24 protein-coding genes are annotated in these 24,569 nt (G+C 44.7%); 6 read left to right on the plus strand and 18 right to left on the minus strand.

Going from position 1 to position 24,569, the window contains the following annotated elements:
- The first annotated feature begins 37 nt into the window (after positions 1–37).
- Entirely contained in the window at positions 38–1,483 is a 1,446-nt protein-coding gene (locus tag ACX6CI_RS19335) for a sigma 54-interacting transcriptional regulator (RefSeq protein ID WP_458775298.1), read from the plus strand.
- Between the two features lie 89 nt (positions 1,484–1,572).
- On the opposite strand, the gene ACX6CI_RS19340 is transcribed toward ACX6CI_RS19335, so the two are convergent.
- From ACX6CI_RS19340 to cbiM, 8 genes are all read right to left on the minus strand, one after another.
- Positions 1,573–2,259 (minus strand): CPBP family glutamic-type intramembrane protease, encoded by a 687-nt coding sequence (locus ACX6CI_RS19340; protein WP_458775299.1) that lies wholly within the window; start codon positions 2,257–2,259, stop codon positions 1,573–1,575.
- Entirely contained in the window at positions 2,249–2,536 is a 288-nt protein-coding gene (locus ACX6CI_RS19345; protein WP_458775300.1) for a hypothetical protein, read from the minus strand. The genes ACX6CI_RS19340 and ACX6CI_RS19345 overlap by 11 nt, the downstream gene beginning before the upstream one ends.
- A gap of 289 nt (positions 2,537–2,825) precedes the next feature.
- Positions 2,826–3,539: an energy-coupling factor ABC transporter ATP-binding protein gene (locus ACX6CI_RS19350; RefSeq protein WP_458775301.1), complete on the minus strand. Its 714-nt coding sequence runs from the start codon at positions 3,537–3,539 to the stop codon at positions 2,826–2,828.
- A gap of 95 nt (positions 3,540–3,634) precedes the next feature.
- Positions 3,635–4,708 carry a DUF933 domain-containing protein gene (locus ACX6CI_RS19355; RefSeq protein ID WP_458775302.1) on the minus strand — a complete coding sequence of 358 codons (1,074 nt, stop codon included), beginning with the start codon at positions 4,706–4,708 and terminating at the stop codon, positions 3,635–3,637.
- An 81-nt stretch (positions 4,709–4,789) separates the two neighbouring features.
- Positions 4,790–5,539 (minus strand): cobalt ECF transporter T component CbiQ, encoded by a 750-nt coding sequence (gene cbiQ, locus ACX6CI_RS19360; RefSeq protein ID WP_458775303.1) that lies wholly within the window; start codon positions 5,537–5,539, stop codon positions 4,790–4,792.
- A 17-nt stretch (positions 5,540–5,556) separates the two neighbouring features.
- A complete protein-coding gene (locus ACX6CI_RS19365; protein ID WP_458778490.1) occupies positions 5,557–6,336 on the minus strand; it encodes a DUF4198 domain-containing protein in 780 nt (259 codons plus the stop codon).
- Positions 6,337–6,358: 22 nt separating this feature from the next.
- A complete protein-coding gene (locus ACX6CI_RS19370) occupies positions 6,359–6,946 on the minus strand; it encodes a hypothetical protein (RefSeq protein WP_458775304.1) in 588 nt (195 codons plus the stop codon).
- A gap of 2 nt (positions 6,947–6,948) precedes the next feature.
- Entirely contained in the window at positions 6,949–7,551 is a 603-nt protein-coding gene (gene cbiM, locus ACX6CI_RS19375; protein ID WP_458775305.1) for a cobalt transporter CbiM, read from the minus strand.
- Between the two features lie 159 nt (positions 7,552–7,710).
- Between cbiM and tsaA the strand changes: the two genes are divergently transcribed.
- A complete protein-coding gene (tsaA, locus tag ACX6CI_RS19380; protein ID WP_458775306.1) occupies positions 7,711–8,418 on the plus strand; it encodes a tRNA (N6-threonylcarbamoyladenosine(37)-N6)-methyltransferase TrmO in 708 nt (235 codons plus the stop codon).
- Here tsaA and lptC read toward each other — a convergent pair.
- From lptC to ACX6CI_RS19400, 4 genes are read right to left on the minus strand one after another with little or no spacing between them, the layout of a single operon-like run.
- Positions 8,415–8,996, minus strand: a complete 582-nt coding sequence (lptC, locus tag ACX6CI_RS19385) for an LPS export ABC transporter periplasmic protein LptC (RefSeq protein ID WP_458775307.1) — start codon at positions 8,994–8,996, stop codon at positions 8,415–8,417. The genes tsaA and lptC overlap by 4 nt on opposite strands.
- Positions 8,993–9,631, minus strand: coding sequence for a KdsC family phosphatase (locus tag ACX6CI_RS19390; protein WP_458775308.1), 639 nt, complete (start codon positions 9,629–9,631; stop codon positions 8,993–8,995). Before ACX6CI_RS19390 ends, lptC begins: the two co-directional genes overlap by 4 nt.
- On the minus strand, positions 9,631–10,470 hold the full coding sequence (kdsA, locus tag ACX6CI_RS19395) for a 3-deoxy-8-phosphooctulonate synthase (RefSeq protein ID WP_458775309.1): 840 nt from the start codon (positions 10,468–10,470) through the stop codon (positions 9,631–9,633). Before kdsA ends, ACX6CI_RS19390 begins: the two co-directional genes overlap by 1 nt.
- On the minus strand, positions 10,470–12,131 hold the full coding sequence (locus ACX6CI_RS19400; RefSeq protein WP_458775310.1) for a CTP synthase: 1,662 nt from the start codon (positions 12,129–12,131) through the stop codon (positions 10,470–10,472). The genes kdsA and ACX6CI_RS19400 overlap by 1 nt, the downstream gene beginning before the upstream one ends.
- 199 nt (positions 12,132–12,330) lie before the next feature.
- Between ACX6CI_RS19400 and msrB the strand changes: the two genes are divergently transcribed.
- Positions 12,331–13,383, plus strand: a complete 1,053-nt coding sequence (gene msrB / locus ACX6CI_RS19405; RefSeq protein WP_458775311.1) for a peptide-methionine (R)-S-oxide reductase MsrB — start codon at positions 12,331–12,333, stop codon at positions 13,381–13,383.
- Positions 13,384–13,461: 78 nt separating this feature from the next.
- Here the strand turns inward: msrB and ACX6CI_RS19410 are convergent, their stop codons facing one another.
- Together ACX6CI_RS19410 and ACX6CI_RS19415 are read right to left on the minus strand one after the other, a co-directional pair.
- The gene (locus ACX6CI_RS19410; RefSeq protein ID WP_458775312.1) at positions 13,462–14,181 is read right to left on the minus strand and encodes a YkgJ family cysteine cluster protein; all 720 of its coding nucleotides are present in this window, start codon (positions 14,179–14,181) and stop codon (positions 13,462–13,464) included.
- Between the two features lie 60 nt (positions 14,182–14,241).
- A complete protein-coding gene (locus ACX6CI_RS19415; RefSeq protein WP_458775313.1) occupies positions 14,242–14,766 on the minus strand; it encodes a YqaA family protein in 525 nt (174 codons plus the stop codon).
- 195 nt (positions 14,767–14,961) lie between these two features.
- On the opposite strand from ACX6CI_RS19415, the gene ACX6CI_RS19420 reads away from it, so the two are divergent.
- Positions 14,962–16,194 (plus strand): lytic murein transglycosylase, encoded by a 1,233-nt coding sequence (locus ACX6CI_RS19420; protein WP_458775314.1) that lies wholly within the window; start codon positions 14,962–14,964, stop codon positions 16,192–16,194.
- Between the two features lie 14 nt (positions 16,195–16,208).
- Here the strand turns inward: ACX6CI_RS19420 and ybaK are convergent, their stop codons facing one another.
- From ybaK to ACX6CI_RS19435, 3 genes are all read right to left on the minus strand, one after another.
- Positions 16,209–16,679, minus strand: a complete 471-nt coding sequence (gene ybaK / locus ACX6CI_RS19425; RefSeq protein WP_458775315.1) for a Cys-tRNA(Pro) deacylase — start codon at positions 16,677–16,679, stop codon at positions 16,209–16,211.
- A 31-nt stretch (positions 16,680–16,710) separates the two neighbouring features.
- Positions 16,711–19,521: a PAS domain S-box protein gene (locus ACX6CI_RS19430; protein WP_458775316.1), complete on the minus strand. Its 2,811-nt coding sequence runs from the start codon at positions 19,519–19,521 to the stop codon at positions 16,711–16,713.
- Positions 19,522–19,609: 88 nt separating this feature from the next.
- A complete protein-coding gene (locus ACX6CI_RS19435) occupies positions 19,610–19,831 on the minus strand; it encodes a hypothetical protein (protein WP_458775317.1) in 222 nt (73 codons plus the stop codon).
- A gap of 270 nt (positions 19,832–20,101) precedes the next feature.
- On the opposite strand from ACX6CI_RS19435, the gene ACX6CI_RS19440 reads away from it, so the two are divergent.
- Positions 20,102–20,761, plus strand: coding sequence for a DUF2959 domain-containing protein (locus ACX6CI_RS19440; RefSeq protein WP_458775318.1), 660 nt, complete (start codon positions 20,102–20,104; stop codon positions 20,759–20,761).
- 114 nt (positions 20,762–20,875) lie between these two features.
- Positions 20,876–21,733 carry a KPN_02809 family neutral zinc metallopeptidase gene (ypfJ, locus tag ACX6CI_RS19445; RefSeq protein ID WP_458775319.1) on the plus strand — a complete coding sequence of 286 codons (858 nt, stop codon included), beginning with the start codon at positions 20,876–20,878 and terminating at the stop codon, positions 21,731–21,733.
- 110 nt (positions 21,734–21,843) lie between these two features.
- On the opposite strand, the gene ACX6CI_RS19450 is transcribed toward ypfJ, so the two are convergent.
- Positions 21,844–24,525, minus strand: coding sequence for a hybrid sensor histidine kinase/response regulator (locus tag ACX6CI_RS19450; protein WP_458775320.1), 2,682 nt, complete (start codon positions 24,523–24,525; stop codon positions 21,844–21,846).
- Positions 24,526–24,569 lie beyond the last annotated feature (44 nt).

Genomic DNA, 24,569 nt, shown 5'->3' on the forward strand with positions numbered 1-24,569 from the left:
GTATTTTTATTGTACGTAAAATGATTGGGAGGGTGCTGTGGATTCAGAAGAAAGAGAGTTCTTTAGAAAGATCAATGAGGCAGCATTTGCAAACCCCTTTGGTGCACAGCGGGAAATAGTCGATCTTGAAATATCGGGCATGAAAGAGACAAGCAGTAATGAGGCTATTCTCGAAAAGCTGATGGTGGATGTGGGGACAAGAATTGAACGATATAAGGGAAAAAATGTCGATCTGGATAGTGAAGAGCGGATGTTATTGCGCTACGGCGTGTTGTTTTACACCTTTCACCTCTTCTGTGATTCCTATGATGAGCATATTACCCGGCAGGTTAAACAGGGGGAGCAGCCAGTTGAGGTAAGGTTTGCCAAGGATGTTCTACAACTTCTGCAGGAATATGGTTTTTCGAAAAAGGAGGCTTTAAAATTCTTCTCATTTTTTTTCCAACTGAGAAGAGGGTTCTATTTTATCAGTGGGATCATAGGAAATAGCCCTTCAGTTAAGAACCTCAGGCAGGCGTTGTGGAACAATATTTTCACCTATGATGTCAGTTTATATGAACGGTTTCTCTGGAACCGGATGGAAGATTTTTCCACAATAATCCTTGGGAAAACAGGCACAGGAAAGGGGATGGCGGCTGCGGCAATCGGCAGGTCTGGACATATTCCATTTGATGAAAAAAAAGGATGTTTTGCCGATAGCTTTTCGAAGACCTTTCTCTCCATTAATCTGTCACAATATTCGGAACATCTTGTAGAATCAGAGTTGTTTGGGCATACCAAGGGTTCCTTTACCGGTGCAACCGGTAATCATCTAGGGGTGTTTTCAAGGTGTAGTCCCTATGGGGCAATATTCTTAGATGAAATAGGTGAGGTCTCTGTGACCTTGCAAATAAAATTACTGCAGGTGATTCAGGAGCGGCTTTTCAGTCCGGTGGGAAGCCATGAAACTCATAAGTTTCAAGGCAGGGTGATAGCGGCAACAAATCAGCCTCTGGAGAAACTGCGAGCAGAAGGAACCTTCAGAGATGATTTTTACTATCGCCTCTGCTCAGATACCATTTATCTGCCGTCCTTAAAGAAGCGTCTTGATGAATACCCCGGAGAACTTAAAGAGATTCTCACAGCGATGCTTGGTCGGATCCTGGGCCACAGTTCCAAGGCACTCACAAGAGAGATCACAGAACAGATCCATAGGAGTGTTCCCCCAGATTATAATTGGCCAGGCAATATTCGGGAGTTGGAGCAGTGTGTACGCCAGATGTTATTAAAACGTAGCTATACCTGGGAGGTGAGCCAGGAAACCCGGGAAAGAGTGACTGAATTCCAACAACACTTTATGGAGGGGAGGTTTTCAGCTAACCAGATGCTTTCGTCATACTGCACGCACCTGTATCAGATACATAAGACCTATGAAAAGGTGGCCCAGCTCACCCAACTTGATCGCAGAACTGTTAAACGATATATTGATATGGCTTTCTCATGAACATTGTGCTGATGAGAAAATCGGGGTAAGGGGAAATGTATGTGATCACGCAGTAGGTTGTCTTTCTTTTTCTTTCTTAGCTTGGCAGATCACCATAAAAACCAGCTATCGGTCTGCACTACATAGATGGCCAGAGCAAAATTTGCCACACCATGGGCAACAACACAGGATATCAGGTCTTTTCTGACTATCCATAGCATCGACATTAATAGACCGAAACAGATAGCCGCCGGCCATTCGTACATATGGTGGCCGGAAGCAAAGGCGACTGTTGAAATAATGACAGCCATCCAGGACCAGGCGCCTGGCTGAACATCGTTGACAGTTTTTTCGTCCAGGGCAATAGCGAGTGGCTCATCTCCTTTCTGCGTTCTGACCTCCCACCACTGAAGCGCCAAACGAAAAACAAAACCCCTCATAAGGATCTCTTCAGCAAGCGGCACGAGTAGTGAAGCTGCGATAAGCCTCAGCGTAAATGCTGAGGCAGACCATGGCTCAGTAGCACTAGGGTCTGCAAAAGGTATCAGGGTAAGAATCCAGATGATAATACCTACCAGGCCGACAAGCCCACCCCATAGAGCTGAAACCAGTGGGGACTTAGGGCCACGGAGAGGGAAATACCATTTCCAGGCCCAAATGAGCAGCGCGGATGTCAAAACTATGCGCAGGCAGTAATTGATTTCTCTGGAGAGAGTATCGCCCAAGAGTGAAGCTATCACGACATATGCCATAAAAGGTGCGGCATATGGCAGGACAAGGCGGCGATTAGGAATCATCGTGGGTATCTTTAGATTCTATATCAGTATTTTCAGCTCCTGCCAAAGCAGCTTTTTCCCTCAGGTCAGCCTTTCGGGTTCGGATAAAGTCGATGACAGCCCAGGGGAGGAGTAGTCCGCTGGTAACACGGTTAAAGGTAGCGTGCTCGAGCATTTCCGGATCACTCGTTAGCCAACCATCATAGAAGCACCAAGCCCCCATCACGGCAAGAATTAATGGAAACAGATAGGGGCTGATCTCCGGTGGTGAGGCTTGTTCTTTTTTGTTTTCTGACATGATTTTTACACCTTATATATCTCTATATTTCCAGGGAAAATATAGTAGCCAGTAGTTTGAGTGGTAGGTTGTATTGTGATTAGCCCCTACCTTCTTTCAGATGATGTTTTGTTAGGAAAATATCCTCTTTAGCCCACTAAAGCCATGATTTTTAGGTAAATTTCTAGTAATACACTCTGCCGATCTTTTATACTTTCTATTAATAGATAAGTATTGTCCTGTAGTTATACAATCGTGTTCCAATAACGCACTACGATGAAGTGGGTGAAGGAAAACTGAGATCAGGTTATCAAAGATCATGCTGGTGTGGATGATCACCCGCCACGTGGATGTGTCGGTGCACATGGATGTGGTCCTTGTCGCACTTGTGAATATGACCTTGGTCGATCTTATAGAGCGTATTGGTGGTGTGGCTGAGGAAATCCCAGTCATGGGAAATAATGACCTGATAGAGGTCAAGACCGTTCAGGATCTCTATTAACCTGCTGGTGGTTTTTGGGTCGAGGTTATTCGTTGGTTCATCAAGCAGCAGTACCTTAGGCTTCATGGCAAGTATGGTTGCGAGAGCCACCAGTTTTTTTTCGCCCCCGGAGAGCCGATGGGTGATGCGATCTTCAAAACCAGTAAGACCTAGGTTTTTCAGAGTGTTCTCTGCAATAGCAATAGCTTCAGCCGGTTTAAAGCCAAGGTTCAGCGGGCCGAAGGCCACATCCTCTATGACTGTGGGGGAAAAGAGTTGATCGTCCGAGCTTTGGAATAAAAAGCCAACTTCACGGCGGAGATTAAACATATCAAGTTTGGTGGTCACCTGTTCGCCATGAAAGAGCAACTCACCTTCCGTTGGTTTTATCAGGCCGACCATCAGATGGAGTAAGGTGGTTTTGCCGCAGCCGTTGGGGCCAATTATGCCAGCATGTTTATCTTCAACTTTGAAAGAGAGATTGTGGAGAATCGGTTCTTTGGCCTGGGGATAGGTGTAGCTTACCTTACAAAGTTCGAGCATGGTCTTCCTGTTTGGTGCTTCTATTTTGAGAGATGTAGTTCTGACTTCCAATGTTTAATGATGCGATAATTGAATGACACCATTAAAACTAAAAATTATACCTTGAAGCGGATATTTAAGATATCACCATCTGCAACAATATAGTCCTTTCCCTGCAGGTACATCTTCCCGGCTTTTTTCAGCTCAGCCTCTCCGCCCGCTTCCATGAGGTCAGTGTAGCTCATCTGTTCTGCCCGGATAAAACCACGTTGTAGATCGGAGTGGATAACCCCAGCTGCCACAGGGGCTGGGGAGTCTTTTTTAACCAGCCACTGTTTTACCTCGTCGGTTCCAACAGTAAAAAATGATGCAAGCCCTAGTGCCTTGAGGCACAGTACGGTCATAATCCCCAAGGCCGGGGTTTCAATTCCAAGATCTTCGAGGAATTCCTTCTTTTCCTCTTCAGAATCGAGAAGTGCGATTTCAGATTCGACCTGGGTACAGACCAGCATGGCCTCAACTTTTTGTTTCTCACAAAATGGAGCTGCACTTTCAAGTAGTGCTGTGTCTCCCACCATATCTTCGGAGACATTAAATGCGATTATAAGCTCTTTTTTTGTGATGAAGGGGTAGCTTAAAATGAGGGCTTGTTCTTCTTCAGACAGCTCAATAAGTCGCAGGGGGAGTTCATTTTCAAGGTGATCCTGAAAGCGCTTCATGAGAACCAGTTCCTTCTCCTGCTTCTCATCCTTTATCTTTTTTATGGCTTTTTCCAGCCGTTCTATACGTTTTTCGACAAAGATCTGGTCATGCATGATAAGTTCGGAGTAGACCGCCTCAACATCACGCATGGGATCAACTGAGCCTTCCGGATGATAGATTCCCTCATCTTCAAAGGCGCGGACGACATGGCAGAGTCCATCAACATCAGCGATATCATTAAAGATGTCACCTTTGGCGATGTTTTCCTTTTCCATCTTTGGCAGCAACATAAGCTCAATACGAGCCCTTGCCTGCTTTGCCGGCTTATACATGGTGACAAGCTGATCAAACCGTGGGTCCTGAATATCTGCTGAACCGGGCAGAGCCTTCGGCGGGCCTGAGCGTTCCTGAACTTCGTTACCAGTTAGAACTTGAAAGAGATTTTTTTTACCTGCCTGGGGAAGACCAATGATTCCAATTTTCATCATGTACCTCGAAAGTGTGCACAGGAGAGCGGACTATTTCGGATTTTTTAGTGTAATACCTAAGGGATTACCACATGGTGCTGATTAGGTAAAGTGAAGAAAACCAAGTGATGCGGTGGTCATGATACCTGCAGTAAGGAAAATGATATCTCTTCGGACGATTGTATGGTGGGAGAGGGGGATGAGATGGCCGTTAAAGCCCCGTAATAGCATTGCCTGGTGGATTCGGTTGCCGCGATTGTAGCTTTTAACGAGTGTCATACCAAAGAGGTAGGCCACCGTTTTATAGGTGTGGATTGTGGTGGCCGGCTGAAAGCATCTCATCTGGGCAGCACGAGACAGTTTCAGGTATTCCTTGTGAATGACGAAGATATAGCGGTAGGAAAAAAGCAGGAGAAAAGAGAGCCTGCCTGGAAGGCCTAAGCCTTCCAGAGCATGGCCCAAGCTTGCTATGGTGGAGGTTGCAAGCAAAGTAATAATAGCAAGAACTATGGTATTGGTTTTCAGGGTAATGATGGCAGAGAGTAAAATTCCCTCTCTTGCAAAAGAGAGAGGGCCAAGTTCAAAGAGCGGTTCTCCTCCATACGTAATGGGCAGTGTCAGCCATAAAAAGAAAATAAAGCTATTGGCAGCCAGCAGCCGTTTTGCAACAAGACCTATGGGGAGGCGTGCAAGAAGAACAAGTAGAATCGAGATGGACAAGGCAATAGCTATCACAGTAAAACTTTTACTTACTGCAACGAGTAGTATAAAGCAGAAGGCTACAATAATTTTTACTCGTGGATCAATCTCGTGCAGTAGTGAGTTGCTGTGGGCAAAGGCCTCATCCATCATGGTCGTTCTCTCCTAAATTACTGTACAGCGGTCATGGAGTGAAAATAAGTCCATAATACAGCTCCCAACTCCACCCCTTTATCGTTACCCTGGGGGTCTTTTAAGGTGTAGTCTGCTTCTGTCAGAGCCGCAAAACCCCACCATCCTTCAACAGGGCAGGTAAATGTGAATACTCCGTTAGAGTCGGCCATGACCACCTGTGTAATGTGATAGTCAGATGGTGCTGCATATTGACCTTTAGGGTTATACAGTTCCACTTCTACCTCGGCGCCTGGTGCGGCTTTTCCATTTACAAGAACCTGGCCCATGAAGCTGTTCCCTGCATAGTTACCAAAGGGTCGAAGCAGCGGAATTATTTCTGTTGGTAAGCCTGCTGGTTGGTCCCAGCCCTGATCATCACCAAATGCAGGAACGAGTGTTTTGGTGTAGTGGATTATGGAAACATCCTCACTTGGTTCCCAGTATGGGGTGGGCTCCATGACAAACTGATAGACACCGGGACGCTTGAAGGTATACGATGATGTAAATGCAGCATGATCAAGGAGACTGATTTCTTTAAGGCTGGGATTTAAATCGGTATTTTCGCCATCTTTGACCACGAAAAACTGCTTTGGTTTTTCAAGGTTCATTGTACGGTTTTCAAAAGGGTGGGAAAAGCTTAGTGTGATTTCACTGGTTTTATTATCTTGTCCAATAATCGGTTGATCAGGGATAACCATACCAAAATGAGCCTGAGCTGTACTACAGATTGATAAACAAAACATTGACAGGACCACACGTTGACCGATTTTTCTCATACCGTTCATTTCAACCTTCTCCTTATTGTTTTTTTGATTTCATATAAGCAGCTATCCCTGCCAGTCCGAGAATGTACCCAATACCTCCGAGGATATCTTTTACATCAGGTTTTTGATCAGATTCTTCAGCAAGCTGTCTGCGAATAGGGGCGAGTTTTTTCTCGAGAGCTTCATTAATTATTTGAGTGAACTGTTCTTTGGTAAGAGTTACTGCAGGAGAGTTGCCGGTAGTTTTTGTGGGCGGGGGATTATCGATCTTTGGGGAATCCGAGGTGAGCTTATCTGGGGAACCCAATTGATAAAGCCAATTGTTTTTATGACCATCTCCGCTATTTACCACGATGTTGATTTCCTCTACTGAAGAGTCTGGCGCAGGAAATTGAAAGAGTCCTTGTTGGTTGCTTTTACCCTGGAGAATTTCATCTCCTGTACTGGTGTTGAAAACTGTAATTGTGGCATTTTGTGCAGGTTTACCCCGACTGAATTTTGATTCTGTGTGAATGGTGTCACCTTCCCCCCAGGCAAATACTCGTACCTTATGGGCCAAACATGGGATAGAAATAAAAAGGGAGCAGAGAACTATGAGAAAGGCGATACGTTTTGCTTGCATGATTATTCTCCTACACCTAAAAATTCGGGTTGCACCTTACATAGGAAAAGCACAGTGAACATGGTTATAATTCCTTCAATAACCATAAGGGGGAGATGGACAGCAACCACAAGCTTTGCAACTCCCATAAAGCCCTCATCTGTCGTAGAGAGAGCAACAGCCATCATTAGGGAAGAAAGGAGAATGGAAAAACATCCGCAGCAAAAAGCAGCAACCTTTCTTTTATTGCCATTTGCTATGATCCAGGGGCGGAAAATGTAGTAGCAGAGTACGGGCGGAAGTGCCATGATGGCAGTGTTGGCCCCAAGTACTACTAAGCCACCGTAATTAAAGAATATGGCCTGGAGGAAAAGAGCTGTGACAATTGCCGGGAAACAGCCCCAGCCGAGGACAAGTCCCATAAGGCCGCCGAGGATGAGGTGGACATTACCAGGTCCTATGGGAACATGGATGAGAGAAGCGACAAAGAAGGTCGCAGTCAACATGGCGACGGTCATTATTCGGTCGTAGTCGAGGTTTTTTAGACCAATAGCAGTACCGACAACGGTAATAGCACCGCCACTAAGTAGAACAGGGGAACTGAGTACTCCTTCGGATATATGCATAACTCCACTACTGAATAGAATATAAGTGATGTAACACGATAAAAATATTTGTATTACAGTACTGTGGTGTGAAGGGTGTGTCAAGGACCTTGTAACACTATTTTAAAAAAAATGTTACGGGTGTGGGCCGTGTAACCAACTAGTACAACGAGAGTTATTGTGAATAACACAAATATAGAAGTGCAGCCTATTGGAATAATCCATTCATGTTTTACAGAAAAGTTTGGGATACCCCGGCAACCCGGAATGGTTCCGGCTGCCATTGCAGAGCTGGAGTTGTATCCTCCCTATAACCGGGAAGAGGTGACTCGTGGCCTGGAGCAATTTTCCCATGTATGGATTCATTTCCTTTTCCATGAATCAGTCTCGGACGGTTGGAAAAATACCGTTCGCCCGCCATGGCTTGGTGGGACAAAGCGCGTGGGTGTTCTAGCCACCCGCAGTCCACACAGGCCAAATCACCTTGGACTTTCTGTTGTACGGCTGCAGTCTGTTGAACGGGGGAAACAGGGAACGTCACTTATACTCTCAGGCATTGACCTGTTGGATGGTACCCCTGTAATAGATGTGAAACCCTATGTTCCCTATAGTGATAGTGTACCATCAGCTGAGTGTGGATATGCAAAGGGTGAAGTGCCAGAGGTGAGTGTACAACTCACGGATCAAGTACGGATATTCTGCGAGGATTATTTACGTAAGACAGAGAGAAATCTCATGCCCCTCATAGAGCAGATGATACGTCAGGACCCCAGGCCGGCAAAACAAAAGGGCGCTAAGGACAGTTTTGGTATACTTCTCTGGGATGTTAATATTCGCTGGAGTGTAACCTCTGACGGTTTTTTGGTAGAGACTTGTGAGCAGCTTTAGGGGGCAACAAAGTCATCTAAGATACAGTGTACCCTCTTATCGATGATATAGGTCTTGGTTGCAATGTCATAGTCGAGGCGGCCACCATTAATTGTAGCACCGTCACCTTCCAGGCGTGTTGGCCCGGGACAGTGAACATTACGTCTATCGTTATCGTAGTAGAGCAGTTCTGTATATAAAAACTGATTGTCGTGGGTTTTATGCACAACAACATCTTTGATGAGGGTGAGTAGCTTTGTTACGGTGTGGTATTCACCATTTTTAGCAATAATTTTTGTTATATTCCCATCATCATCAAAAATATCCGCATCCACATTATCCATTAAAAGGATATCTGGATCATCCCCGGTGTAAGCAGTGTCCGCAATAATGAAAGCTGTTTTTATACCATTCTGATTCTGGGTAATTTTCACCTTATCAAGGGTGAATCGCTGGACCGATTTTTTGGGTGGATGTTTAACCTCAGGGTCAAAACCACCCCTTGGGGTGAGAAATTTACCAACGGGGATGGACCAGAGCGGATAGGTGATGATGAAAAATAGCGGGACAAGCCAGATGACGTTGCGGTTTAGTTTCATCTGTTCTTATAGGTTTGTAGCAGTTGCTGGGTGAGGTTCTTGGCTTCTAATATAAGATTGCAGGCATCTCGCACTGCCCCTGAGCCACCGGAGCGGTCTGTGATGAAATGTGCCACCTCTTTCACCTCGGTAACCCCGTTAGCAGGTGTAATCGCAAGTCCCACCTGGCCTAAAAGAACGAGATCCAGCCAGTCATCACCCATGTAGGCGATTTCGTAAGGTTTGTAACCTGAACTTTTGAGTATTTCTTTAAAAGCCTCGTTTTTATTACCCATCCCCTGATACACGTAGGTCATTTTTAATTCCTTTGCCCTCCGCGCTACTACCTCAGATTTTCTGGCAGTAATGATACCGACATCAATACCTGAATCGAGCAAAAGACGAAGGCCAAAGCCGTCCTGGGTGTTAAAGGATTTACTTTCAGCGGTACTGTCTGTGTAGAGAAGGTTGCCATCCGTCAGCACTCCATCCACATCAAGAAGCAGAAGGCGTACTTCCTTTGCCTTTGCAAGAGCACGTCTATATTCTGGAGATTTTTCCATGTTCTGCTTTTCCCTTACACGGGCTCGATATCCCTCAAGAACTTCGCAGTCTGAGGGATAGCCATCAGGCGAGTTGGAACAGTGGTTTGACATTACGAGTTAGCTGCTTCACGTATGCGAACAAGTCGCGCCAGAAGAGTTTCGACCTGATCAAGAGGAATGGAGTTTGGACCATCACAAAGAGCCTTGTCTGGGTCCGGGTGCATTTCCATAAAGAGACCGTCAATACCAGCTGCGACAGCTGCCTTTGTCAGAGGTTCAATAAACTCACGTTGGCCACTTGACGCACCACCAGCACCTCCAGGAAGCTGTACTGAATGTGTAGCATCAAATATTACAGGGCAGCCAAGAGAACGCATGACAGGCAGAGAACGCATGTCAACAACAAGGTTGTTATAGCCAAAGCAGGCACCACGCTCAACAAGCATGGTCTTGGTACCACCGGCACCTTTAAGCTTTTCCACGGCGTTTTTCATATCCCAGGGTGAGACAAACTGGCCTTTTTTAACGTTAACCGGTTTATTGCTTTCTGCTGCTGCCACGAGTAAATCTGTCTGGCGGCAGAGAAATGCAGGGATTTGAATAATATCGAGAACCTCGGCGGCAGCTGCCACCTGACTGGTATCGTGGATGTCAGAGATAACAGGAACGTTTAGTTCTGCCCGAATTTTAGCAAGGGTCTTGAGACCTTCTTCAAGACCTGGCCCCCTGTAGGAACTCAGAGAGGTTCTGTTCGCCTTATCAAAGGAGGCTTTAAAAACATAGTTTACTCCCAGCTTTGCACAGACCCCAGCCATTTTTTCGGCAATCCTTCGTGCTAAATCTTCAGACTCAAGGGCACAGGGACCGCCGATCAGCAGCAGAGGCTGATCGGTACCGACCGTAATTGGAGAACCTGATGGAGTTTCTATATTAACTGCAATAGTACTCATCACTTATTACCTTGTTTCTGCTTTAAAGCAGCACTGATAAAGTCTCTAAAAAGTGGATGCGGCTTCATAGGCTTAGATTTGAATTCAGGATGGAACTGGCAACCGAGGAACCATGGATGGTCTTCAATTTCAACAATTTCAACGAGGTTGTTATCGGGAGAAGTTCCGGAAATAATCAGTCCTTTCTCTTCTAACTTGGCTCGGTAATCGTTGTTGAATTCAAAACGATGACGATGTCTTTCGCTGATCTCTTTCGACTTGTATGCCCTGTATGCATTGGTGTCTTCTTTAAGTACACAAGGGTAGGCTCCAAGGCGCAGGGTCCCACCGAGATCAGATTCTTCATCGCGGATCTGAACTTCATTTGTTCTGTAATCAAACCATTCTTTAATGAGATAAATCACAGGATCAGGAGTTTGGTCATCCATTTCCACTGAGTTGGCCTTGGGAAGATCAAGCATATCCCTGGCAAATTCGACAACAGCCAGCTGCATACCCAGACAGATACCAAAGAAAGGAATCTTGTTAACACGGGCATAGTTGATTGCTTTGATTTTACCCTCAACACCACGTAGACCAAATCCGCCTGGTGCTAAAATACCATCACAGGAGTCGAGCAGGTTAGCGACATTTTTGGATTCAAGATCCTCAGCACTGATATAGGTGAGGTTAACTTTGGTGCCATTGGCAAGACCACCATGGACCAGGGCTTCATGTAGACTCTTGTAGGATTCGGTCAGGTCGACGTATTTGCCGGTAATGGCGATGTTGACTTCGTTCTTTGGATTCTTGATATTGTGAACCAGTTTCTCCCAGTGGGATAGGTTGGGTTGTCCAGTCCAGATATTGAGTAACTCTAAAATCTTGGTATCAAGGCCCTCTTTGTGCAAATGAAGTGGAAGTTCATAAATGCTCTCCACATCAATAGCGGTAATAACCGCATCTTTTCGAACGTTGCAGAAAAGAGCAATCTTATCTTTGAGGCTCGACTCGATCGGTACTTCGGTACGAAGGACAAGAATATCAGGCTGAATACCGTCAGCACGAAGTCCACGTACAGAGTGTTGGGTTGGTTTTGTTTTAACTTCACCCGCAGTTTTAATATATGGTACAAGGGTGAGGTGGATAAATAGAGTGTACTCATGGCCAAGATCTCCGCGAAGCTGGCGGATGGCCTCAATAAACGGTAGTCCTTCAATATCACCAGTTGTGCCGCCAATTTCGATAATTGCAACATCCACTGTGCCATCAAGCTGTCGTACTGCAGCTTTGATTTCATCGGTAATATGTGGGATAACCTGTACCGTTCCACCGAGATATTCACCCCGTCTTTCTTTCTGGATGACGGAATAGTAAATACGCCCGGAGGTGTAATTGTTTTTCTGGCCCATGACAGCGTTGGTATAGCGCTCATAGTGGCCCATATCCAGATCGGTTTCCGCACCATCATCGGTGACGTACACTTCCCCGTGCTGGAAAGGATTCATGGTTCCAGGATCGACGTTGATGTACGGGTCGAGCTTCTGGAAGGTTACTGTAAGCCCGCGACTTTCTAGAAGAGCTCCAAAAGATGCAGAAGCAAGGCCTTTCCCGAGAGAAGAGAGAACGCCGCCTGTTACAAAAATAAACTTGGTCCGTTTGGTATTATTTGACTTTTTCATGGGGGCCACTATAGCAATGGTGCCGCGATTTTGAAACAGAAAATTCGATTTTATGAGGAAAAATATTGCGAAAAGAGTAACAAAATATTGGAGCGGGATATCCGCCTGTTAGGACCTCTTGATAAAGATGCTCTCCATGCCTATGGTTTTGCTTGTGTCTTTGGAAATATCACGACCATTGTCGTTATAAGGAGGAACTATGCAATATTTAATATTATTGTCTGTAACATTGATTGTTTGCCTTACTGTTTTTTCCACTGGGGACTCCCAGGCATCCGATCATAAAACTGCTGTTTTTGGCGGAGGATGTTTTTGGTGTATGGAGCCGCCGTTTGAAGCTCTTGAGGGTGTCATTGATGTAAAAGCCGGTTATTCAGGTGGGGATGAGATAAATCCAAGCTATGAAATGGTGTCCAGTGGAATGACCAGTCATATAGAATCAGTTCAGGTTGTGTATGATCCTGATACAATAACTTTTGATGAGCTTTTAGATACCTTTTGGCGCTATGTGGACCCAACAGATCCTGGCGGACAGTTCGCTGATCGTGGCGATCATTATAAGACAGCCATTTTTTACTCCAGTGATGATGAGAAAAAGATAGCGGAGGAGTCAAAGGCTGCCCTTGAAAAGTCTGAAGTTTTTGATCGGCCCATTGTGACAGCTATTCTACCTATCAAACCTTTTTATCCAGCTGAAGAATACCATCAAGATTATTACAAGAAAAATAGTGTCCATTACGAGGCCTATAAGGTTGGCTCTGGCAGGGCAGGATTTTTAGCAAATATCTGGCGAGATCAGCCGAAAGGCAGCAAATCAGTAAGACTCACAGAGGATGAGTTACGCAAGAAGTTGACACCACTGCAGTATGAGGTGACCCAGCAGGACGGAACGGAGCGTCCCTTTCAAAATGAATATTGGGACAATAAAGATGAGGGGATCTATGTTGATATTGTCTCAGGAGAGCCCTTGTTCAGCTCAAAGGATAAGTATGATTCCGGTACCGGTTGGCCAAGTTTTTCAAAACCGCTGGTGGATGAAAATATAGTGGAGAAAAAGGATACCACGCTTTTTTCTGTACGTATTGAGGCAAGAAGTAGTGGGGCAGATTCACACCTTGGCCATATTTTTGAGGATGGTCCAGCCCCAACGGGTCTGCGTTATTGTATGAACTCTGCCTCCCTGAGGTTTATCCCTGTCAAAGACCTTGAGAAGGAAGGGTACGGGGAGTTTGTAAAAGAGTTCAAGGAGTAGATTCTACAGCAGTAGAATAAGGTGTGACTACAACGGCCACTGATACCTGGGCATCAGTGGCCGTATATGTTGATATGACTATTTTCCGTTGAGGATATCTTCAATTCGTTTTCCATCAACTTCAGTATCAAAAATAGATTCAAGTAGCTGGGCTACCTGAGGACCTTCTTCTTCGCTCAGTAAAAATCCGGGCAGAGGTTTTGCGGTAAGGGTTCGCATTCTACCCTGCATAATAAGGGTTTGGTTGAATTTATCTGCAATCGCGCGGTACTCACCGATATCAAGCATGGCAAGAAGAACATCCAGCAAATTTCCCCAGTACTCTTTTTGACCAAGGTGTTCAATGACTTGGGTCACAGCCGTTGAGGCCTCGAGGTGAAGATCGGAGACCTGGGCTGGATTACCTGGGCTGCAGGTGATGGTGGATACAAATAGTCTGCAGGAAAAAGGACGGACCGGATAAATGGTGCAGACATTATCCTGTAAAAATGGACAATCACCTGTGTTGGTCTGGATTTCCGGGTCAACATCTCGGCCATCAAGGCAGGCCTTGGCAAAATCATTGGTGCTGAATTTCGGACGACTCAGTTCACCTGCCTGCAACAGCGCTGTTGCAAACTGGTCAATCATATTTTCTTTGATGACATATCTGAGGATTTCTTCGCCTTCAATAGCTGTGATAGTAACATTTTGAGAGCAGCAGGTGGAGCAGCCCTTACAACAGGCGTATTCAGTTTGGGATTGGTCAGTCCATTGTTCAAAGGAGGTGTAAATGGATTGCAGGATTTTATGTTTCATGTAAGTCAGCCTCGTTTGTCTATAAGTAAAACCAGCCCGGTAGATAAGAGTTTACCGAGCCTAGTTGATTAATGCTTTATGTGAAAGATACGCCACAGTAGCATATCGTGAAAATTTACCAAGAAAAACCAGTATGGAAAAGCGCAGCCAGTGAACTTTAAATATTCCTGCGATCAGACAAATAGGATCTCCCACAACCGGGAGCCAGGCGAGAAAAAGTGACCAGCTTCCATATTTCTCATACAATTTTTTGGCCTGATTTTGTTGTGTTACACTGATTCGAAGAAGTTTGTTGATGATATATTCAGAACCGTATTGACCTATCGCGTAGGTTGTACAACTCCCGAGGTAGTTACCAATAGTTGCAATAATAATAGTCTCACCCAGTGCAAAACCCTGGGAGATCATAACAATAAGCAACCATTCTGAGCCGAGCGGCAGGATGGTTGCTGCAAGAAAACTGACAATAAAGAGCAGTGGTTGGCTGGGAGTCCCTGCAATAGAGGAAAGTAGTTCCATTATGCGAATATTTGTAGAGTGTTGTGACTGTTGAGTTTCATAATGGTGTATGTTGCCGGTTTCCACAGATTTATCGCCAAGGTACTTATCCCGTTTATCGGGGGTAGACTGAAGCAAAGTGAATAGTGGTCTAAATATTGTGTTTTATAACTGCCATTTACCATAAATTTGTGGGAAAAGAATGAATGCTCTGGTATTCAATCAAACTTATATTGAACTGTCAGTATCTTACCAACAATAGAATCTTTACTGGAAAATGAAATGGTATTTCATCTATATAATAGAGTTCGGAAGGGCTGGAACGTAGGCTTACTCACTGTAGCGCTCACTTTGGCCACTGGGGCTTTTACCACTGTGCAGGGGTCGGAGTCCTTTGAACAGTGGATAGCTGATTTTTACCCCGTTGCGGCAAAAGAGGGGATAAGCAGGCAGACCTGGGACAATGCATTTCAAGGTGTTACGGAGCCTGACCCTGCTATCTTGAAAAAAGCAACATATCAACCTGAGTTTACCACTAAGGTCTGGGATTATTTGGATGCCAGGGTGAATAGTCTGTCTGCTGAAAAGGGTAAAAAGAATGAAAGATATTTCCGTCAGACCCTGGACGCAGTAGCGAAAAAATTTGGTGTTAGAAGATCAGTCCTGCTCGCCATCTGGTCCATGGAGTCAAACTATGGAGATATATTGAAGAAAACTGATCGTCTTCACTATGTTCCAAGGGCCCTTGCGACTCTTGCTTATGGAGATCCGAAGCGCGGCAAATTTGCCAGGACACAACTTGTGGCATCACTGAAAATCCTTCAGGCGGGGGATGTGGACCGGAGTCAATTTATGGGGTCCTGGGCTGGTGCCATGGGGCATACACAATTTATCCCAACAAGTTATCTTGCCTATGGGGTGGATATGGACGGTAATGGTCGCCGTGATATCTGGAACTCGGTACCTGACGCCCTTGCAACAGCTGCAAATCTTTTGCATAAGAATGGATGGCGAACCGGAAAAACCTGGGGATATGAAGTGTCTGTTCCTGCTGCCAAGCGTGGTCTTGAAGGAGAGACGAAGCTTCTCAAGGAGTGGAAAAGATTAGGAGTAGTCAGACAGGGCGGGAAATCTTTTGCCTGGCCCGATGATAAGGCAGTGTTGAAATTTTTTGCAGGAAAAGATGGCCCCGCCTTTCTGGTGATGAAAAACTTTTATGTTATAAAACGGTATAACAATTCAGACTCCTATGCCCTTGCAGTGGGGATGCTCGCCGATAAAATTGCAGGGTATGGTGGAATGATTCAGAAGTGGCCAAGGCCAGCGGGGTCCCTTGTTGTGGACGAAAAAATCGAGTTACAGAAAATCCTCCAGGCTAAGGGATACTATTCTGGAGTAATCGACGGTGCCCTGGGTAAGGGCAGCCGTGAGGCTATTCGCGCATATCAAAAAGATGCTGGTGTTGTCGCAGACGGTGAACCCACTACTGCACTACTCAAGCAGCTTCGACGCTAAGAGCCTCCTCACATTCAGCTCGCTGCGATCTGGGCAAAACTCCCCGAGGTTAAACGACTGAGGTCTTCGGGGCGCAGTTCTATCTCAAGTCCCCTGCGACCTGCGCTGACAAAAATGGTCTTGTGGTCACTTGCGGATGCATCGATGATGGTGGTGAGTCGTTTCTTTTGCCCAAGGGGGCTTACTCCACCCAGCACATAGCCGGTGGATTTTTCCACAAGAGCCGCATCAGCCATGGCGGCTTTTTTTTCTCCGGCGGCTTTTGCCATCTGCTTCATGTTCAATTGCCCTGAAACAGGGACTATTCCTACAGCAAGATCTCCATTACCCAGCTGCACAACCAGGGTTTTAAAGACCTTTTCAGGGTCAAGGCCCAGGCTTTCTACAGCCTCTAGCCCATATGAAGAATGGTTTGGGTTGTGTGAATATTTATGGACCTGATACTCTATCTTTTGCTTTTTGGCTTCGTTTATTGCGGGGGTCATATCCTATCTTTCATGTTAAATTATGAGTGCCTTATTGTTGAGCCATTACCCTACCAATTACGTCTAAAAATGCAATTTTTGTATATGGTTTACTGAGTACATCAATAAATCCATAGTCCCTGTGGTTGGCAAGAATAGGATCTTCGGCATAACCACTTGAAACTATCAGAGTGGCCTTCGGGTCAATTTCTAATATCTTGGCTGCCGTCTCTTCCCCTCCCATGCCACCTGGTACTGTAAGGTCCAGGATAACCAGGTTATATGGCTGATCTGTAGCTAATGCTCTGCTATACTCTCTGACAGCATCTTCTCCGCACTCTGTTGTCTCAATTTCAGCGTCACTATTTCGTAGCATCCGTTTCATGAGAATTAGAATTTCCCTATTATCGTCCATGGCGAGTATGCGACAATTTTTAAGCTGCGTTGTGGGTGCGGCGGCCGCGTTTGCGACGGGAAGTGGTGTGCTGTTTGCGGGGAGGTATATGGTGAATGCTGTTCCCTCGCCCCTTTTGGATTGTACCTGTATATGACCGTTGTGTTTGATAATTATGGAGTAGGTGGAGGCGAGGCCAAGGCCGCTTCCTGTCTGTTTGGTTGTAAAATATGGGTCAAAGATTCGAGTCAGATGCTCTGGTTCGATCCCCGTACCTGTATCAGTTATTGTCATCTGGATAAAGGGGCCCGCTTCAATCGGCAGGGTAGAGGTCTCGTCCACATCAGCATTACATAGATCAACGGTGAGTGTGCCACCTTCGGGCATTGCCTGGACACCGTTAATGAACAGATTAGATAGAACCTGACCTATCTGTCCCTTATCTACATTGGCAAGCCATAGATCCGGTTCAGAATTAATTTTGGCAGCGATATTACTACCCGCAAGGTCAAAATTGATGGCTTCTCTGATGAGGGTGAGAAGCTGGGTGTCTTCTTTGACTGGAGCGCCCCCCTTAGAGAATGTAAGTAACTGCTGGGTGAGCCGGGTGGCACGACTCAGGGATTGTCCTGCACTGTCCAAGAATGGATAGGCTTTATGCTCTTGGTCAAGGAGCTCTTTTGAGATTTCAATATTACCAAAAATACCCATGAGGATATTGTTAAAGTCGTGGGCGATACCTCCTGCGAGGGTACCAATTGATCTGAGTTTGTTTATCTTGAGCAACTCTTCTTCAGCGAGTTTCTCCTGGTTAATGTCGTTGAAGAAGATAAGATACTTATCATCTGTCACATAACCGATATGGATTGAGGCAAAAAGGCTCGTACCATTCTTATGGGTAAATTCAGGAGCAATATTTGCGTTCCCATGCACTTTTGCATACCTAAGCCCTTCAAACAGTTCCGGGTGGTAATTTTCTGGCAGGAGGTCTTCCAGTTGTTTTTGTAGCAGTTCTCCTTCCTTAAACCCGCTGAATTCACACATTTTTTTATTAACCCTGGTAAATTCATGCTGAAGATTGAGTACAGCAACTCCAATGGGTGCCTGGGCTATATACTGTGACAGCTGTTGTTCGTTTTTTAATAATTCCTGTTGGATCTGGTATTTGTGGGTGATATTTCGAAAGGCCAGCACAACGCCAAAGATGTTACCTTCATCGTTTTTTATTGGTGCAGCTGAATCATCAATAATGTACTCCTGGCCGGATGCAGAGATGAGGGTAGGGTAGTGGGAGTGATTGACGCTTACCCCTGAGCGAAGGACCTGTTCTGCCGGGTTTTGCAATGGCTTACGACTTCCTGTGTCTATTATGGTGAAGATCAGAGCCAGCGGCTTGCCAACACCATAGTCCTCTCTGCAACCCACTAGTTTTTCAGCAACCGGGTTGAGTCCCGTTATAATTCCCTCGGCATCTGTTGTGATTATTCCTTCGCCAATGGATTGTATGGTGGTCCTGTAGTTTTCCCGGCTTTGGATGATATCCTTTGTTCTGCTGCGAACAGTTTTCTTTAGACTGATGTTCCATCCCCAGAATATGGCGAGTAGGCTGGCAATGCATAGTATTAGCCCCAAAAGAGAGGTAAGCAGGGTGGACGACAGGATATTGGGACTCTGCCCAAGCCAATTCTGATAGAGTTGTTTCTTGGTCCGTGGACTGAGCTGATCCACCGCTTTTTCAAGGATAGTGGAAAGGATAGGGTCCTGCACGGAAGCTGCAGCCGATAGTCGGTTCAGGTAGCCGCTTTCTCCGGCAATTTTCAGGTTTGTAATACCCTGTTCTTCAATGATGTGGGATGCATACATCTGGTTCAAAACCATGGCATCATATATACCCACCGAGACGCCCAGAAGTCCCTCCTTGTTATCAGATACCGGAGTAGGGATGAGTTCAGGAAATTTTTCCGCCAGATAATCGTTGATTGCGTAGTTGGCGACGGTGCAGACTGATTTACCGAGTAAATCAGCCGTTGTTTCAATGGATGAGGAACGTTTGCTCGCTATTATATACGGTACTTTGATAAACGGATCAGTGAAAGAGAGGTACTGTTTTCGCCCATAGGTTTCGGCTATACCCACAATAATAAAATTATTATTATGTTTGGAATATTCAATGAGGTCGTTCCATTGATCAAAATTTCTATAGCCAAAGGAAATACCGATGTTTTCCTCAATTTCTTTTAAGAAATCAACAAGGAGGCCCTTATAGGTCCCATCTGTATCATGGAATGCGTTTGGCGGGGCCTCATAACCAAAGAGAACCTCTATGCTATTTCCATTTTTTTTTAACCATTGCACTTCTTCATCGGTGTATATGGGGGAGGTGGTTGTATTACAAGAGCACAGTAGTAGGAGAAGAGTGGTGAAGATGCTTAAACAGAGTTGTGATGGTAAGTATTTGGTCAGCATCATTTAAATCACAATCAGAAAATGTATAGTAATAGCGAGTTATCAAACTAGCTGTGGTAATGATACCTTGATCTACGGTGAGTTATTTCTGTTATTCTATTTTCCTACCTTTGTCTGTACCAGCGGTGGGTGGATTTTCCTGGGGATCAGATGAGTTTTCTTCTAGGGTTATGCCGGTTCCGTGGCAATCAGGGCAATCTTCCCAGGTGAACATAAATCTGCTGGCACCACCAAAGTACGATGTTTGTCCAGACCCTCCACAACCTATGCATGGAGTGGTTTTTTTTACGGGTTGAGGTTTGTTGTCAGTCATTTTGTGGTATGAGTAGTTTAGAAATATAATTTTTTTATGAATGAATTTCGTGAAACTGCTTATCCCGGCTTATTTTTTCATTTCGAGGGTTTGTTGTAATAAAATGCCTTTCAGAGGTATTGAGCAGCTTGTCACATTTAAGGTAGTATATCATTCAAAAGACTACGAAGCGAGAAACGAGCGGATTTTTTGCAACTTAGGTGTCTGTGTTTATTTTTAGATATTGAAATCTATAATTTTTTTTAAATATTTTTATCTGGAGGATTCTAAATGAATGGAAAGACAGGTTGGTCTGTGATGAATTTTGCAATTATCATCTGTTGTGTATGTATGATGAATGCGTGTTCTAGTACGTACTACAGTGCTATGGAGAAGGTTGGTAAACATAAAAGAGACATTATGGTGGATCGGGTTGAAGGGGCTCGTGATTCACAGGCTGAAGCTCAGGAGCAGTTTAAGTCAGCTCTTGAACAGTTTGATTCTGTTGTAAAACTTGAAGAAACGGATCTGAAAAAAGCCTACGACAGTCTGAATACTGAGTACGAAAAGAGTGAAGCAGCGGCGGCGAAGGTGTCGAGCAGGATTGATTCAGTGGAATCTGTTGCAGATGATCTTTTTGATGAATGGGAAGATGAGTTGGAGGAGTACCAGAGTAAGGAGTTGCGTGACTCCAGTAAGGCTCAGTTACGCAGTACTAAATCTCGCTATAAAGAGATGTTGGCATCCATGCACCAGGCTGAGGAAAGCATGGAGCCAGTACTCAGGATTTTCAGGGATAATGTTCTGTTTTTAAAGCATAATCTTAATGCGCAAGCCATCGGATCACTCCAGGGAGAATTCACTAACCTGAAGGGTGAAATTGACAGTCTTATAACAAAGATGAACACCGCTATTGAGTCGTCAAATAAGTTCATCGCCGATATAAAGTAGCGAAATCCTGGGTACCTTAGAAGTCATTTTCTGCTTTGATCAGGCAGAAAATGACCTCGTGAAGATACCTATCCCGACTTATTTCCCCTCTATCGGGGTAAGGGAGGTAAATCGATGCGTTGGAAAACAGGTCGTCGAAGCAGCAATGTAGAAGACAGAAGGGGAAGAAGAATCCCCGGTGGTAGCATTAAAGGCGGGGGGATCGGTATTGTTCTTCTTGCCCTTGTGGGCATGTACTTCGGTATTGATCCATCTGTTATACTTAATTCAAATGTATTGAATGAGGGATCAGCTCCTGGCTCATCTCGTCAGCAGACCGAACGTGTGGTAAATCCTGAAGAGGATCGGCTTGCTGACTTTGTCTCTGTGGTTTTAGCAGATACTGAAGATACCTGGGAGGCGATTTTCAGAGATGGAGGTGGCGTCTATGAAAAGCCCAAACTTATTCTTTTTACAGGTCAGGTAAAGTCCGCCTGTGGCTTAGCCCAGTCGGCAACGGGGCCGTTTTACTGTCCTGCGGATAAAAAGGTGTACATTGATCTCGGATTTTATAAAGAGCTGAAAAATAAGCTTAATGCTCCGGGAGATTTTGCTCAGGCCTATGTTGTGGCCCATGAAATTGGTCATCATGTACAAAATCTACTGGGTATAAGTGGGAAGGTGCAGGCCAGGCGTGCTTCAATTTCTGAGACCGACTATAATAAACTCTCAGTAAAGCTTGAACTGCAGGCAGATTGTTTTGCAGGCATTTGGGCTAATCACGCTGACCGGGTTCGGTCTATTTTAGAGCCGGGAGATGTGGAAGAGGCCTTAAATGCAGCGAGTATGATAGGTGATGACCATCTGCAGAAGCAGTCGCGGGGCTATGTTGTGCCCGACTCTTTCACCCATGGCAGCTCAGCACAGCGGGTGCAGTGGTTTCGCACAGGTCTTGTCAGCGGAGATATTAATAACTGTAATACGTTTCAATAGTCAGTTGTACCTTTGATACAGGTATGGAAGGAGTTGTTTTCTTCAGGTTTGGTTGAATATAATGGGCCAACGCTTGCGCGTTGGCCCATTATTGTTTGCACATTAATTCCTTATTGATGAAGAACTTGATCGAGTGCTGCCAACATCTTATTTATGGACACCGGCTTCTCCAGATACTCACTGATGCCCAGGGAAAGAGCCTTCTGTCGGTTAATGTTCTCACTGTAGCCAGTACAGAGAATAATTTTGGTGGTGGGACGTCGTGCTATGATCTTTTGGGCTAGCTCAGCCCCTGTAAGATTTGGCATTGTCATATCGGTTATCACTGCCGCATACTGTTCACTATGGGTGTAAAAATGTTCCAGAGCCTTTTGGCTGTCAGAGAATGATTGAACTTTATAGCCGTAGTCCTCAAGGTAACTCGTAGCTAGAGTAAGGAGATTAGGTTCATCATCTACAAGAAGAATCTTTTTCCCACTGTTGACATCTGAATGTATGTACTCCTGAAGGTCTCGTGTTCCAGAGTCCTCCTCCGTGTCATCATATATTGGCAGGTAAATGTTGAAAGTCGTTCCACTACCTTCCTCGCTATTTACGACAATTTGGCCACCGTGGCTTTTAATTATTCCATGTACGACAGCAAGTCCCAATCCTGTGCCGGCTTCTGGACCTTTTGTGGTAAAATAGGGGTCAAAAATCCTCTCTAAAACTTCTGGGGACATTCCTTTACCACTATCCCCTACTATCAGGTGAAGACAGGCATCCATAGAAAAATCTTGAAAATTATCATTTTTCGGAGATATGCCATTTTGTATCTCTTGAAGTTTCAGCATGAGTGTTCCGTTATTACCCCTCATGGCGTGATAACTATTGGTACAAAGATTCATGACTACTTGGTGCATTTGGGTCGGATCAGCAAATATCTTCTCTCTGCTCTCCATTTCTAATTGAATCTCTAAATTGCTCGGTAAGGTGGATTGTAATAGTGTGATACTTTCATGCACAACATCAGCTAACACAACCGGTTGTCGATCCTGCTCATTTTTTCTACTAAATGTAAGAATCTGGCGAATTAAATGCTTAGCTCTGTCTGCTCCCTTGAGTGTTCCATCAAGGAGTTTTGCAACTCCTGGAGTAATATCGGCCTGTAGTTGCGCAAGCTCGGTGAACCCAATGATAGAACTTAAAATATTGTTGAAATCATGGGCTATACCTCCTGCGAGTGTACCGATGGATTCCATTTTCTGGGATTGCGTGAGCTTATTTTCCAGTTCAATCTTTTCCTTTGCAGCGGAAAGTTCGTTGGTTATATCACGGGAAATGCCGAGGAGAAAAATCGGGTCATTTTTTTCATCGAAGAGGGGGATCTTTTTGGTATGAAGATAACGTTTGCCAAAAGATGTTTGTATCTCCTCTTGAGGGATATCTAACAGATTTTTGTTGGTAAGTACCTCTCTGTCGGTGGATGTAAAAAAGTCGGCATCTTCTTTAGTGAAGAAGTCGTAATCGTTTTTACCAATAACCTTGTTCGCTGGTGTGTTAAAGAAGGATTCTCCGACCTTGTTCAGACTGACAAAGGTTAAGTTCTCAGCTTCTTTAACAAAAACCATGTCGGGTAGGTTATCCAGAACAGAGTTTAAAAAATTCCTACTTGTTTTGAGTTCGTTTTCTGCTTTTCTTCGACGTATAATGCTGATGAGTAGAAAAGTTATAAGCACACAGAGTAGAATAAAAGTAACAAGGGCTGAAATGATAAATGATCGAAATTCTTCGTAGATTGACAGTGGTTTGTTTATGATCACAGAATCTTGAGGGAGACGGGATGGGGGAATCTCCAGGCGGACCAGTTCGTTATGTTCAAAGGTTGGGATATTATCACCGGTCACATATCGCTCTGTTTCGTCTAGTCTCTGATGTGCCAACAAGCGTGACCCAAGAATGGCAGCTCTTTGTCCTTGTGCGAAGCCACTGGTGACAATACCACCGAGAACACCGTCCTGCATGTATACATCTTCCATACTTATGATGGCATAGTTTCCATGTGATTTCAGACGATTAATGGTTGTCGGTATGGAGAGTACCTGATCATTCTTGTCATGAAATCCCCCTATTGTTGTGAGAACAAGCACTGAGTTGGGCGTGGTTCTGAGTTGGTTTTCAACCTGGTCGAATTTGCTGTGTGCGAGAAAGCTAAAATCATATTGAGGGAAATTCAAGGCAGCTGCGGCTAAAATTTGTCTGTATATAGCCTGGTACGTTGCTGAATTATCACCGATGAAGGTAACTTTTTCGACATCTGGAAATAGATTTTTGATAAGTTGTAAATTGGCTGTTACATCTTTTACTTCAAAAACTCCGTAGGAGTTGCTTGAGGGATTACTATCAAAAAAGGAGATGTTATTTACGCCGCAAAACACAACGGGTGCAGCAGGAAATATCTTACTTCTGTTGTGAGTGATGAATTGTAGTGCATTGTCATCAGTTAAAAATATTATATCTGGTTGATATTCTGAATATTTCGTCTGTAGATAGTCAAGAAAGAAGTCCTCGTAACTGGGGGTAAATCTGACTCTTTTGGTGTCGAGGTATTCTGTTGAAAAGCTTATGTCACTTTCTGGGTTATGCTGCTGTAGTGTTTCAACAAGTCCCCTATTTTCGTGTTTTGTCCAGGGATACTCCTGATGATAAGAGTGGAGTATAAATACTTTCACTTCAGCGGCAATTGTAATTTCTGGCTGAAGTAGTGTTGCGGTGATAAAAATGAACTGGAAGAGGAGAATAATCCTGATCATAAGTAAACTTTAAGGTTAAGTTCAGCCACAATTTTAAATCATTA

This window comes from Desulforhopalus glucosivorans, assembly GCF_054397165.1.